13 protein-coding genes are annotated in these 12199 nt (G+C 61.5%); 5 read left to right on the top strand and 8 right to left on the bottom strand.

What is annotated here, in order from left to right; genetic code table 11:
* Nucleotides 1–21: 21 nt before the first annotated feature.
* Entirely contained in the window at nucleotides 22–213 is a 192-nt protein-coding gene (locus C7I85_RS09515) for a hypothetical protein (RefSeq protein ID WP_106723738.1), read from the bottom strand.
* Nucleotides 214–599: 386 nt separating this feature from the next.
* On the opposite strand from C7I85_RS09515, the gene C7I85_RS09510 reads away from it, so the two are divergent.
* Nucleotides 600–1310 (top strand): glutathione S-transferase family protein, encoded by a 711-nt coding sequence (locus C7I85_RS09510; RefSeq protein WP_106723737.1) that lies wholly within the window; start codon nucleotides 600–602, stop codon nucleotides 1308–1310.
* Between the two features lie 75 nt (nucleotides 1311–1385).
* Here the strand turns inward: C7I85_RS09510 and C7I85_RS09505 are convergent, their stop codons facing one another.
* Nucleotides 1386–1730, bottom strand: a complete 345-nt coding sequence (locus C7I85_RS09505; protein ID WP_106723736.1) for a DUF2147 domain-containing protein — start codon at nucleotides 1728–1730, stop codon at nucleotides 1386–1388.
* A gap of 441 nt (nucleotides 1731–2171) precedes the next feature.
* On the opposite strand from C7I85_RS09505, the gene C7I85_RS09500 reads away from it, so the two are divergent.
* The gene (locus tag C7I85_RS09500) at nucleotides 2172–2438 is read left to right on the top strand and encodes a sel1 repeat family protein (protein ID WP_106723735.1); all 267 of its coding nucleotides are present in this window, start codon (nucleotides 2172–2174) and stop codon (nucleotides 2436–2438) included.
* Nucleotides 2439–2767: 329 nt separating this feature from the next.
* The gene (locus C7I85_RS09495; RefSeq protein WP_428832847.1) at nucleotides 2768–3871 is read left to right on the top strand and encodes an ABC transporter substrate-binding protein; all 1104 of its coding nucleotides are present in this window, start codon (nucleotides 2768–2770) and stop codon (nucleotides 3869–3871) included.
* Between the two features lie 86 nt (nucleotides 3872–3957).
* Here C7I85_RS09495 and C7I85_RS09490 read toward each other — a convergent pair whose 3' ends face one another.
* From C7I85_RS09490 to C7I85_RS09465, 6 genes are all read right to left on the bottom strand, one after another.
* Nucleotides 3958–5913: an acetyl-CoA carboxylase biotin carboxylase subunit gene (locus tag C7I85_RS09490; RefSeq protein ID WP_106723733.1), complete on the bottom strand. Its 1956-nt coding sequence runs from the start codon at nucleotides 5911–5913 to the stop codon at nucleotides 3958–3960.
* Between the two features lie 35 nt (nucleotides 5914–5948).
* Nucleotides 5949–6716, bottom strand: coding sequence for a VOC family protein (locus C7I85_RS09485; protein ID WP_106723732.1), 768 nt, complete (start codon nucleotides 6714–6716; stop codon nucleotides 5949–5951).
* Nucleotides 6717–6872: 156 nt separating this feature from the next.
* Entirely contained in the window at nucleotides 6873–7244 is a 372-nt protein-coding gene (locus C7I85_RS09480) for a hypothetical protein (protein ID WP_106723731.1), read from the bottom strand.
* Nucleotides 7245–7350: 106 nt separating this feature from the next.
* Entirely contained in the window at nucleotides 7351–8958 is a 1608-nt protein-coding gene (locus C7I85_RS09475; protein WP_106723730.1) for a carboxyl transferase domain-containing protein, read from the bottom strand.
* Between the two features lies 1 nt (nucleotide 8959).
* Nucleotides 8960–10123: an isovaleryl-CoA dehydrogenase gene (locus C7I85_RS09470; RefSeq protein ID WP_106723729.1), complete on the bottom strand. Its 1164-nt coding sequence runs from the start codon at nucleotides 10121–10123 to the stop codon at nucleotides 8960–8962.
* Nucleotides 10104–10733, bottom strand: coding sequence for a TetR/AcrR family transcriptional regulator (locus C7I85_RS09465; RefSeq protein ID WP_106723728.1), 630 nt, complete (start codon nucleotides 10731–10733; stop codon nucleotides 10104–10106). Before C7I85_RS09465 ends, C7I85_RS09470 begins: the two co-directional genes overlap by 20 nt.
* Before the next feature lie 122 nt (nucleotides 10734–10855).
* Here C7I85_RS09465 and C7I85_RS09460 point away from each other — a divergent pair, with 122 nt between their 5' ends.
* Both C7I85_RS09460 and C7I85_RS09455 read left to right on the top strand, forming a co-directional pair.
* Complete coding sequence (locus tag C7I85_RS09460; RefSeq protein ID WP_106724083.1) at nucleotides 10856–11308, top strand: Rrf2 family transcriptional regulator; 453 nt, start codon at nucleotides 10856–10858, stop codon at nucleotides 11306–11308.
* Nucleotides 11305–12198: an NAD(P)/FAD-dependent oxidoreductase gene (locus C7I85_RS09455; protein WP_106723727.1), complete on the top strand. Its 894-nt coding sequence runs from the start codon at nucleotides 11305–11307 to the stop codon at nucleotides 12196–12198. The genes C7I85_RS09460 and C7I85_RS09455 overlap by 4 nt, the downstream gene beginning before the upstream one ends.
* Nucleotide 12199 lies beyond the last annotated feature (1 nt).

Below are 12199 nucleotides of genomic sequence, written 5' to 3'. Positions count from 1 at the left end.
AAGACTTGGGCGCTTTTTCTACTAGGTGCCCGAAGTGCGCTGTAGGCTGAGCAGCAGGACAAAGCCGGCGCCAGAGTTCTTTTGAGCAGGAGCTTCGATCGTCGGCCCGGCGGAGCCGCGCACGGCTGGCACGGCGAAAACGGGGGCGGCAAGCAGGGTCAGAATGAGTGCAGCCCGGGGCAACAGCCGAAGAATTGCGGCGGCCTTCTTCATGGTCGTAGCTTTTTTCATCAGGGTTGGTCAGGGTTGGTCGAGTTTAGCGGAGGTTGGAGGGGCTGCATGTCAGCCCGAACTCGTAAGAGCAGGTTCGGAGCATTCCATACTCGCGCGAGCGGCTTGAGCGCTCTGCCTGGGCAACGAGCATTGAAAAGAACATGCCGAACAGGGCCGTCAACAGACAGACGATTGTGAACCGACGAGCGAGCATTGATGGCGTCTCCTTCAATGCCGTGAAGAATGCCCGCGCTCAGCTGAATGACCTCTGAGAGGTCCGTTCATCCTCGGTTCAATTTTATTAATCACAGCACACAATTTGCGCGCTTGTGTTTACGTAGGGTCTGCCTATCTGCTGAATGCGACCCAAATGTGGAGACCTCAGTATGATAATTCAGACCCAGCCGATTGAACTCTATTACTGGCCCACACCGAATGGCTGGAAAATCACCATCATGCTCGAGGAACTCGGCGTTCCCTATACGGTCAAATACGTGAACATTGGCCGCGGCGAGCAGTTCGAACCTTCCTTCCTGAAAATCTCGCCGAACAACCGCATGCCGGCGATCATCGACCCGGAAGGCCCCGGCGGCGAGCCGATCTCGGTGTTCGAGTCCGGCGCCATCCTGCAGTATCTCGGCCGCAAGTTCGGCAAGTTCTATCCGGCCGACGAGCGCCAGCGCGTCGAAGTCGAAGAGTGGCTGTTCTGGCAGGTGGGCGGGCTTGGTCCCATGGCGGGGCAGGCCAACCACTTCCGCGTCTATGCGCCTGAGCAGGTGCCTTACGCGATCGATCGCTATACCAACGAGGTCAACCGGCTCTATGGCGTCATGAACAAGCGCCTTGCCGACCGCGAGTTCCTTGCAGGCGATTACTCCATCGCCGACATCGCCTCCATCGGCTGGACGATGGGCTACGAGCGACAGGGGCAGGACCTGAACGAGTTCCCCAATCTCAAGCGCTGGTTCGAGACGATGAAGGCGCGGCCCGCCGTGCGCCGCGGCATCGATGTCGGCAAGGAAGAGCGCGACCGGCAGAACCTCGCCACCGACAAGGAGGCCCAGAAGATCCTGTTCGGCCAGCGGGCGCGCTCCTGACGCCTATCCCTTAAACGAAACGGCCCCGCGAGCAGATGCTTCGCGGGCCGTTTTGCATTCAGGCGAATTAGGACTTCAGAGCTTCGTCCAGTTCTGGCTCTTGCAGATCAGGCCGCCAAACACGCAGCCGCTCATCTTCATGGCGCTGCCGCTCAGCTTGGCCTTGCCCTTGTAGGTCTTGTCGTCGGCCGGATCCGTGATCGAGCCGGTATAGTTCCCGTCCCCACTGGCCGTCATCTTGCCGATTTGCTTGCCGGCATGTTTGCCGGTCTTCAGCGTGATGCAGAACGCGCCACCGCAATCGCCGATTGCCGCGGTCTCACCGCTCTGCGTCTTCCAGTTCCCCTCGATGGGGTCGGCATAAGCTGCGCCGAGCATCAGCATCGTCGCGGCAACAGCCAGGCTTACCTTGCGAAACATCGATGTCCTCCCTCTGGACGTCTCGGCCGGACCGACGTTCTCCTCCTGTTCGGCCGCTGACGTAAACGTAAGCTAATCCAGCAAATGGAAGAACGAAAGCGGTGCCGCAACGTAAGGATGCGTTGTTTTTGCGGGGTCCGAGCAGGGGCGCGAGCGAAGTTCTTGACGCGAGAAGGAGCTATTGCCGCTTTTCGTGGTTAGGAAAGGGTTTCATTCGAGGAGAAGGATTTTCATCGAATTTTCGCAAAACCCCATGCAGCGCCTGCATCTCTATCCTTAATGAATTCAGACGTTTACTTCTTGTTTGAACTTTGTTTGCCTGCAGTTAAGCAAGCCATTTAACGGCGAATTCAAGCCTCAGGTTCATCCTTCGAAGCATCGGAAGAGCAGCCCACGACGACAAAAAGAGGCGCTCTCCAGCAACGGACAGGGACCTTCGAGATGGCACGTTTTGAAATGTTTGAAGGCGGCTTCGGCGCGATGGGAACCACCGCACAAGCCGACGTTCTTTTCGAGCTTGGCATGATGTACGCAACTGGCCGCGACTGTGAAGTCGATGTCGTGGCCGCCCATAAGTGGCTGAATATCGCCGCGATCAAAGGCTCGGCCCGCGCCGCCGACCTGCGGTCGGAACTCTCGGCCTCCATGTCGAAGCCGCAGATCGCCCAGGCCCTGCGCGAGGCCCGCGAATGGATGACGATGCACTGAGTGCATTGAAGCGAAATTGAAATACAGGGCTCAGGCAAAGAAAAAACGCCGAGCCTCACCAACAGAACGCGGCAGCTTGGAGGCGGGCCAGCCGCGCATGTCAGAACGGCGACGGAGCATCGGACAGCGATGCCCGCGATATGATCGACGACCAAGGCCGCGACCGGTGGGGACAATACCGGCGCGGCCTTCGTCGTTTACCGGTTCCATCAGAGGTTGTTGCATCTTCCCCGCTGCGAATGTTATCTCCGCCAACGCCTGGGATAATGAGGGCGGCGTTCGGCAATTAGCCGACATCGGAGGACAACAACGTGATCAAGAAATCGCTTATGGGAGCCGCGCTCGTCGGCTTCGTGTTGGCAGCGCAGGCAGCGCGCGCCGACGATATCACCATTGCAGTTGCGGGGCCAATGACCGGCCAGCTCGCAACCATCGGCGACCAGTTCAAGCAGGGCGCAGAAGCTGCGGTCAAGGCCATCAACGCGAAGGGCGGCGTCATGGGTCGCCAGCTCAAGCTGTCGATCGAAGACGACGTCTGCGACCCCAAGCAGGCCGTGTCGGTTGCCAACCGCATCGTCGCCAACGGCATCAAGTTCATCGACGGCCATGCCTGCTCCGGCTCGAGCATCCCGGCCTCGGCCGTCTACGCCGAAAGCGGCGTGCTGATGATGAGCCCCGCCTCTTCGAACCCGATCATGACAGACGACGCGGCCGCCAAGGGCTGGCCGACCATCATGCGTCTCTACACGCGCGACGACGCGCAGGGCGCGTTCATCGGACCGTGGATCGCCAAGAAGTATGCCGGCAAGAATGTCGTCATCCTGCATGACAAGAGCGCCTACGGCCAGGGCGTCGCCGACGCAGTGCGCAAGACGATGAACGAAAACGGCCTGAAGGAAGTTCTCTACGAGGGCCTCAACGCCGGCGAGAAGGACTATTCCGCGCTCGTCACCAAGCTGAAGGGCCTCAAGGCCGACGTCGTCTATTTCGGCGGCTATCACCCCGAAGCCGGCCTGATGCTGCGTCAGTCGGACGAGCAGGGCTTCAAGTACCAGCTGATCATGCCGGACTCGATCGCCTCTCCGGAATTCTGGCAGATCGCCGGCCCGGCTGGCGAAGGCACGATGTTCGTGTTCCCGTCCGACCCGCAGGCCAAGCCTGAGGCGAAGGAAGCCGTTGAGAACATCAAGTCGGGCGGCTTCGTGCCGGAAGGCTTCACCCTGTTCTCCTACTCCGTCATCCAGGCCTTCGCGCAGGGCATTGAGCGTGCCGGCACCGACGATCCGATGAAGGTCGCCGAAGTGCTGAAGAACGGCGAGCCGATCCACACCGTGGTTGGCGACGTGATCTTCGACGAGAAGGGCGACTTCAAGAACGCCGCCTACGACATCAACCAGTGGCACGACGGCAAGTACGCGCCGATCGCGCAGTAAAGCCGATCTCGCCTCTGGCGAATTGACGAGATGGCCGGGCTTGCCCGGCCATTTTCGTTTTTGGAGAGTGAGCCGGCGGGCATCTCTTAGGCGCCGGCCTCTTCCACGAACCTCACCAGCACGGTGCCGTCGGTCACCTGCGCGCCCTCGGAAGCGATGTCTGCGATGACGCCGTCGTGCTGTGCGGCGATGGTGTGTTCCATCTTCATCGCCTCCAGGATCAGAAGCGGCTGGCCTTTCTTCACCGCATCGCCCTGCGCCGCGCGCACCAGCTTGACCAAGCCAGGCATCGGCGCTCGCATGCTGCCAGCGCCTGCCTCGGCTTCGGCCGCGCTTGCAAACGGATCGGGGACCGCAAACGTGTAGGCAATGCCGGCGGCGAAAACCGCGACGTGGCCCGGCCAGGTAACGGTGCCTGCAAGATCTGCCTGGGTAAGACCGATCGACTGGCTTCCGTCGAGACGCACCGTGTAGCGCCCATTGCCCGGAGCCGTTACGCCCGCCTTCAGTTCCTCCGTGCCGCGATGAAGCGAAACCTGGCGTTCGATCGGATGAAAATGGCTGTAGCCTGTAAGCGAGGCCCAGGGATCATCGGACGAGACGCCGTGCATCCCGGAAGCCGCCAGTCCCGCCCTGGCGACAATCGTCGCATCGGGCTGCGGTGTTTCAGTCAGCGCTGCCTGTTTGCGGCCGATCAGGCCTGTGTCGACGTCACCGGCAGCAAAGTCGGCGTCCTCAGCCAGCGCGGCAAGGAAGGCGATATTGGTGACCGAGCCGGCGATTTCGGTGTTCTTCAACGCTGTCGCCAGCGCGCCCAAGGCCGAATGCCGATCCTCGGCATGGACCACCAGCTTGGCGATCATCGGGTCGTAATAGGGAGAGATGGCATCGCCCTGCCGCACGCCGGTTTCGATGCGCATTGTCGAACCGGCCGGAGCTTGGATTGGAAAGCTCAGATGATGCAGCGTGCCGATGGCCGGCAGGAAATCGCGCTGCGGGTCTTCCGCATAGATGCGCGCCTCGAAGGCGTGGCCGGATAGCGCGATTTCTTCCTGGCTCTTCGGCAGCTTTTCGCCGGCCGCCACGCGCAGTTGCCATTCGACCAGATCGACGCCGGTGATCATCTCGGTCACGGGGTGCTCGACCTGCAGGCGGGTGTTCATTTCCATGAACCAGAAGCGGTCGGGCCTGAGCCCGTCCGAAGTATCGACGATGAACTCGATGGTGCCGGCGCCGGAATAGGAGATCGCCTTGGCAGCTTTCACCGCTGCGTCGGTCATGGCCTTGCGCATCTCGGCCGTCATGCCGGGGGCAGGGGCCTCCTCGATCACCTTCTGATGCCGCCGCTGAGCCGAGCAGTCGCGCTCGAACAGGTGCACGGCATTGCCGAAATTGTCGCCAAAAACCTGCACCTCGATATGCCGCGGCTTCTCGACATATTTTTCCACCAGCACGCGGTCATCGCCGAAAGCGGCCTTGGCCTCTCGCCGCGCGCCCGAAAGGGCATCGGGAAAATCGTCCGGATGCTCGACGCGGCGCATGCCCTTGCCGCCGCCGCCCGCGCGCGCCTTGATCAGTACCGGATAGCCGATCTCGCGCGCCTTGGAGGCGAGGACGACAATGTCCTGCGCCTCGCCATGATAGCCCGGCACCACCGGCACGTCGGCACTTTCCATAAGGCGCTTGGCCGCGTCCTTCAGGCCCATGGCGCGGATCGAAGCGGCAGACGGGCCGATGAACACCAGCCCGGCTGCCTCGACCTGGTCGACGAAGTCGGGATTCTCGGACAAGAAACCGTAGCCGGGGTGTATCGCCTCGGCTCCGGTTGCCTTTGCCGCCTCGATGATCCTGTCGCCGCGCAGATAGCTTTCGCTCACCGGCGAGGGGCCGATATGCACCGCCTCGTCGGCCATCGCCACGTGCAGCGCGTTCGCGTCAGCATCGGAATAGACTGCAACCGTGCGAACGCCCATGCGCCGCGCGGTGCGAATGACGCGAACGGCAATCTCACCGCGGTTGGCGATCAGGATTTTCGAGAACATTCATCCTCCCTTAGAAATTCTCGGCGCGGTGCCGATCACTTGCGGCTGCCGACCAGCGCGAACAGCGCGCCCTGAGGGTCGATACCCTGTACGATCCAGGCGCCGCCTGGAACCTCCATCGGCCCCATCACGACCTGGCCCTTGTTCTTGAGAACGCGCTCGACCGCCTCATCGATGTCGGCGACGTTGAAGTAGTAGAGCCAGTAGGGCGACGGGATCTGCGGCGGCTTGGTCATCATGCCCCCGATGGCATCGCCGCCCGCAGTAAACAGCTGATAGGTGCCCATCGGCCCCATATCGACCGCGTCGCCCTTGGACCACTGAAAGTGCTTCGAATAGAAATCGAAGGCGCTTTTCCAGTCGGTGGCGAGGAGTTCGTGCCAGCCGATATGGCCGGGCGTCATCTGCGCTGCCGACGCGCCCCCTTCGCCCTTCGGCGTGAACAGCATGAACACCGCGCCCTGCGGGTCGGTGACGACCGAGAAACGGCCGACTTCGGGAATGTCGGCCGGCGCCCGAAACACCTTGCCGCCGTCTTTCCGCACACTCTCGGTCTCGGCGTCGACGTCGGCAGCATAGATGTAGCCGACCCAGGCCGGGTTCATACCGGCCGCCTCGTCGGGGATCGCCATAAGGCCCGCGACGCCCGCGTCGCCGGCCTTCATGATGACGTAGTGCATTTCGTCCCCGCCACCCCACTGTTCCGAGTTCCATCCCACGACAGTCTTGTAGAATTTCTCCGCTGCATCGACATCGCTGGTCATCAACTCGTACCAGACGAATTTGCTTGGTTTGGCAGGCATGTCAGGCTCCCTTCGTCGTTGCGTTGAGTTCCTTGCTGGAGCCGCGCTTGGCGCAGGTCCAATGCCCCCTGAATCTCCCATATGCGGAATTTTGGTCCGGACGCCGGCGCGTCAAGGCCAAGGAAGGCCGACAGCGCCGGTTCGGTGATGCTTCCGCTATTTGGAAGCGACGATGTTGCATGCGCTTGCGGTTCTGAATTTGTACTTCCTCAGCCCCGCTTCGCAGTTCTTCAGCGCGAATTCCTCCGCTTGCTTCTGCGAAGGCGCGTTCCGGTGCAAGCCGCAGATAAAATACGGAATGTTCCGTCCGCTTACAGTCGATGCATATGCGGAATGACCCGGCGCCGCGACATAAGCGTCGTAGGCTTCCCTGCAATTGCCTTGCAGGTACGGCGAGAAGAACACCGCATGGCGCTTGTTCCCTGCACTGCCTGCAAGTGACTCCGCTGTTGCTGTGCTGGCTGCGGATGCAATCAGGATTCCTATGGCGACCGCCTTTGCGGCAGGCGTAATGTATTTCAGTATCATTCTTGAATATCCCCCGTTTAGACTGGAAATACATATCAATATCGTCTTTCTGCGACCAGACGGGGTTCTCTAAACTATGGCGGCGTATGGAGCATAAATCGCTCTGTTACATTCTGAACACACCGAACTTAGTGTCCTCGATCGGCGCGTTAAGTGCAGTCGAAAGGCTGAGAGCGAGCACGTCGCGGGTCCTTGCTGGATCGATGATACCATCGTCCCATAGCCGTGCCGAGGAATAGAGCGGGTGGCCTTCGCGCTCGTATTTTTCGAGGATCGGCGCGCGGAACGCGGCTTCTTCCTCGGCGCTCCAGCTGCCGCCCTTGCGCTCGATGCCTTCACGCTTGACCATGGCAAGCACGGTCGCTGCCTGCTCGCCCCCCATCACCGATATGCGCGCATTCGGCCACATCCAGAGGAAGCGGGGTGAGTAGGCTCGACCGCACATGCCGTAATTGCCTGCACCGAAGGAGCCGCCGACGATGACGGTAAGCTTCGGCACCTGCGCGGTCGCCACCGCCGTCACCAGCTTGGCACCATCCTTGGCGATGCCGCCCGCCTCATATTTCGCCCCCACCATGAAGCCGGTGATGTTCTGCAGGAAGATCAGCGGGATCTTGCGCTGGCAGCACAGCTCGATGAAATGCGCGCCCTTCAGTGCGCTTTCGGAAAACAGCACGCCGTTGTTGCCGAGAATGCCCACCGGCATGCCGTACAGATGGGCAAAACCGGTGACCAGCGTGGTGCCGTAATTCTGCTTGAACTCGTCGAACTCGGAGCCATCGACGATGCGGGCAATGATCTCGCGCACGTCATAGGGCTTGCGCGTGTCGGTCGGCACGACGCCGTAGATCTCATCCGGCGCATAAAGCGGCGGAATCGGTTTCTTCAGATCGAGTCCTATCGCCTTCTTTCGATTCAGGTTTCTGACGATCTGTCGGGTGATGGCGAGCGCATGCGCATCGTCCATCGCATAGTGATCGGCCACGCCCGAAAGCCGGGTGTGCACGTCTGCACCGCCAAGCTCCTCGGCCGTCACGTCCTCGCCAGTGGCTGCCTTCACCAGCGGCGGGCCGCCGAGAAAGATGGTGGCCTGGTTGCGCACCATGATCGTCTCGTCCGACATCGCCGGCACATAGGCGCCGCCCGCCGTGCAAGAGCCCATGACGCAGGCGATCTGCGGAATGCCTGCCGCCGACATATTGGCCTGGTTGTAGAAGATCCGGCCGAAGTGCTCGCGGTCGGGGAAAACCTCGTCCTGATTGGGCAGGTTGGCGCCGCCGGAATCGACCAGATAGACGCAAGGCAGATCGTTCTGCATGGCGATTTCCTGCGCCCGCAGATGCTTCTTCACTGTCACCGGATAGTAGGTCCCGCCCTTCACCGTGGCGTCGTTCACCACCACCATCACCTCGCGGCCCTCGACGCGGCCGATGCCCGCGATCATGCCGGCCGAGGAGATGTCGCCGCCATACATGTTCCAGGCCGCAAACTGGCCAATCTCGAGAAAGGGCGAGCCGGCATCCAGAAGCTGGGCAAGGCGCTGACGCGGCAGCAGCTTGCCGCGCGAGGTGTGGCGCTTGCGTGCTTCCTCCGAACCGCCGCGCTCGATGGTCGCAGCTTTGTCGGCAATATCGGCCACCAGCCCGCGCATATGCTCGGCATTGGCCTTGAACGTGTCGGTCGAGGTCGAAAGCTGGGACTGGATGACAGGCATGTCAGATGCTCTCCCCCATGATCTCGCGGCCGATCAGCCAGCGTCGGATTTCGCTGGTGCCGGCGCCGATCTCGTAGAGCTTGGCGTCGCGCAGCAGTCGTCCGGTCGGATAGTCGTTGATATAGCCGTTGCCGCCAAGAAGCTGGATCGCATCCAGTGCCATCTGCGTGGCCTTTTCCGCGGCGTAGAGAATGCAGCCGGCGGCGTCCTTGCGGGTGGTCTGGCCACGATCGCAGGCCGACGCCACAGCGTAGACATAGGCGCGGCAGGCGTTCATCGTCGTGTACATGTCGGCGAGCTTGCCCTGCACGAGCTGGAAATCGCCGATGGCCTGCCCGAACTGGCGCCGGGTTTGCACGTAAGGCACGGCGACGTCCAGGCATGCCGACATGATGCCGAGCGGGCCGCCGGCAAGCACGGTCCGTTCATAGTCGAGCCCCGACATCAGCACCTCGACGCCGCGTCCCTCCTCGCCAAGAACATTATCGAAGGGCACCTCGACGTTCTCGAAAACGAGTTCGCCTGTGTTGGAGCCGCGCATGCCGAGCTTGTCCAGCTTCTGCGCCACGGAGAAGCCGTCCATATTCTTCTCGATGATGAAAGCGGTAATGCCGCGCGAGCCCATCGTGGGTTCAGTCTTGGCGTATACGACCAACGTATCGGCGTCAGGGCCGTTCGTGATCCACATCTTGTTGCCGTTCAGCACGAAGCGGTCGTTGCGCTTGTCCGCCCGCAGGCGCATCGAAACGACATCCGAACCAGAACCCGGCTCCGACATGGCGAGCGCCCCGACCTTTTCGCCCGAGCAGAGCGCTGGAAGATATTTTTCCTTCTGCGCCGGTGTGCCCCAGCGGTTGATCTGGTTGACGCAGAGATTTGAATGCGCGCCATAGGAGAGGCCGACAGAGGCCGAGGCGCGCGAAATCTCCTCCATCGCCACCACATGCGCCAGATAACCTAGGCCGCTGCCGCCAAAATCCGGGTCGGCGGTCATGCCGAGCAGCCCGAGCGCACCAAGCTCCGCCCACAGATGCGCGGGAAACTGGTTGGAGCGGTCGATTTCGGCGGCGAGCGGCGCGATCTTCTCCTGCGCGAAACGGCGCACCATGTCGCGTAGCGCGTCAATGTCCTCGCCTTGCCCGAAATCAAGCGTGTGCGTGTACATGTTGCACCTCCCTGGGCATTTCGGCGCCTGTCAGGCGCATAGTCATTGAAAGATAAGTTTCGGCCACTTCCTCGACGGATAGCCGCTCGTCCGGACGAAACCAGACGATCACGCCGGTGATCATCTGGATGATGGCGATTGCCGTCAGGCCCACGTCGTCGATCACGAACACGCCGGCCTCTGCACCGTCGCGCAGGATCTGCCGCAGCTCCTTTTCATAGGATGTTCGCAGCCGCAGGATCTGGGTCAGATTATCGCGCGAAAGGCTGCGCAACTCCATGTTGGAGACATGGGTCGAATGTCGTCTTTCGACGTGGAACCGGATGTGGTTGCGCACAAAGGCGGCAAGCCGCGCGCGTGGATCGGCGGTCGCCAGACGCGCCGCGTCCCATGCAGCGAGCAAACCTTCCATGTGTTCGCGCATCAGCGTGAAAAGCAGGTCTTCCTTGGTGGGAAAGTACCGATAGAGCGCCGCTGCCTGCACGCCGACTTCGGCGGCCAGTTGGCGCATCGAAACGGCTTCATAGCCGTAGCGGGCGATCAGGCTGATCGCCGCCTCGCGGATTGCCGCTTCCGTCCTGCCGCCGTCCGATCCTGTCGTGCGCGCCATGTTTTCTCCTCGTTCAAACGAGAATAAAACGAACGTTCAATTAATTCAAGATGGATCGCGTTGGTGGATTTTCCGCCGCCAACGGCTTGACGTGGCTGGAGTCTTGTAACATCGTAAGTTACATGAAGCGAGATAGCAGACTTTCAGCGGTCCTCCACGCCTTGTTGCACATGGCGGAGCGGGGGCAGCCTATGACATCGGAAGAACTTGCCGGTTGCATGATGACCAATCCCGTCGTCGTGCGGCGCACAATGGCCGGGTTGCGTGAGGCCGGGTTCGTGCGTTCCGCGAAAGGCCATGGGGGCGGCTGGGAGATCGCTTGCGATTTATCGGCCGTTACGCTGAAGGACGTCTATGACGCGCTCGGCGCACCGCAACTGATGGCGATGGGCATTCACCTCGAAAGCCCCGCCTGCCTAGTCGAGCAGACCGTAAATCGTTCGCTCACCACTGCCTTTGCCGAGGCCGAGGCCTTGCTGATCGATCGGCTCAGAACAGTCAGCTTAGCTCAGCTGGCCGATGATTTTCGCGCGCATGTTGCTGCGCATAAGCGCAATCTTGAAAGGAAACCGTGATGTTCGATGCCATCGTCGTCGGCGGCAGCTATGCCGGGCTGTCCGCCGCCCTTCAGCTCGCCCGCGCGCGCCGCAAGATCCTGGTGATCGATGCCGGCCAGCGCCGCAATCGCTTTGCGTCGACATCACACGGCTTTCTCGGCCAGGACGGCCGTGGACCGGGCGAGATCGTCGCCGACGCTCGCAAGCAACTGGCCGCATATCAGACGGTCGAATTCTCCGACGATCTTGTCGAAGCGGTCGGCAAGGCTGACAAGGGCTTCTCCGCCCAAACAGCTTCGCATGGGGACTTCGAGGCTCGGCGTCTCATTCTGGCAACCGGTGTAGCCGATGAACTGCCGGACGTGCCGGGCTTACGCGAACGTTGGGGCAAGAGCATTTTTCACTGCCCTTATTGCCACGGTTATGAGCTGGATCAGGGCCAGATCGGCGTTCTTGCGGTCTCCGACATGTCGATGCACCACGCGCTGATGCTACCGGATTGGGGCCCGACGACCCTGTTTCTCAACGGGGCATTCGTTCCGGATGCGGATCAGCTTGCGAAGTTGCAAACGCGAGGCGTGAAAGTCGAGAGTGAACCGGTCGCGCGCATTGCCGGCGACCAGGCGGATGTGGAACTGCGTGACGGTCGGGTGATCCCGCTCGCCGGGCTCTTCACGATGAGCAAAATCAGCCCCGCGAGCCCATTGGCCGCGCAACTAGGCTGTGTACTGGAGGAGGGCCCGCTGGGTTCGCTTATCCAGACCAATGGGGCCAAGGAAACCACGGTCGCGGGCGTCTTTGCATGCGGCGACGCCACGCGGAGCTTTTCCTCGGTGGCAATCGCCGTTGCTGATGGTGCCACCGCCGGCGCTGGCACACATCAGTCTCTGATCTTCCACGACCATTAAG

The organism is Pseudaminobacter soli (ex Li et al. 2025), from assembly GCF_003012705.1.
Lineage (GTDB): Bacteria > Pseudomonadota > Alphaproteobacteria > Rhizobiales > Rhizobiaceae > Pseudaminobacter > Pseudaminobacter soli.
Note: the sequence above shows the minus strand (reverse complement) of the source record. Positions and strands in the feature narration are given on the sequence as shown.

Coding starts and splice junctions, on each gene's coding strand:
- C7I85_RS09515 (WP_106723738.1), bottom strand. CDS start 213: ATGAAGAAGGCCGCCGCAATTCTTCGGCTGTTGCCCCGGGCTGCACTC.
- C7I85_RS09510 (WP_106723737.1), top strand. CDS start 600: ATGATAATTCAGACCCAGCCGATTGAACTCTATTACTGGCCCACACCG.
- C7I85_RS09505 (WP_106723736.1), bottom strand. CDS start 1,730: ATGTTTCGCAAGGTAAGCCTGGCTGTTGCCGCGACGATGCTGATGCTC.
- C7I85_RS09500 (WP_106723735.1), top strand. CDS start 2,172: ATGGCACGTTTTGAAATGTTTGAAGGCGGCTTCGGCGCGATGGGAACC.
- C7I85_RS09495 (WP_428832847.1), top strand. CDS start 2,768: ATGGGAGCCGCGCTCGTCGGCTTCGTGTTGGCAGCGCAGGCAGCGCGC.
- C7I85_RS09490 (WP_106723733.1), bottom strand. CDS start 5,913: ATGTTCTCGAAAATCCTGATCGCCAACCGCGGTGAGATTGCCGTTCGC.
- C7I85_RS09485 (WP_106723732.1), bottom strand. CDS start 6,716: ATGCCTGCCAAACCAAGCAAATTCGTCTGGTACGAGTTGATGACCAGC.
- C7I85_RS09480 (WP_106723731.1), bottom strand. CDS start 7,244: ATGATACTGAAATACATTACGCCTGCCGCAAAGGCGGTCGCCATAGGA.
- C7I85_RS09475 (WP_106723730.1), bottom strand. CDS start 8,958: ATGCCTGTCATCCAGTCCCAGCTTTCGACCTCGACCGACACGTTCAAG.
- C7I85_RS09470 (WP_106723729.1), bottom strand. CDS start 10,123: ATGTACACGCACACGCTTGATTTCGGGCAAGGCGAGGACATTGACGCG.
- C7I85_RS09465 (WP_106723728.1), bottom strand. CDS start 10,733: ATGGCGCGCACGACAGGATCGGACGGCGGCAGGACGGAAGCGGCAATC.
- C7I85_RS09460 (WP_106724083.1), top strand. CDS start 10,856: ATGAAGCGAGATAGCAGACTTTCAGCGGTCCTCCACGCCTTGTTGCAC.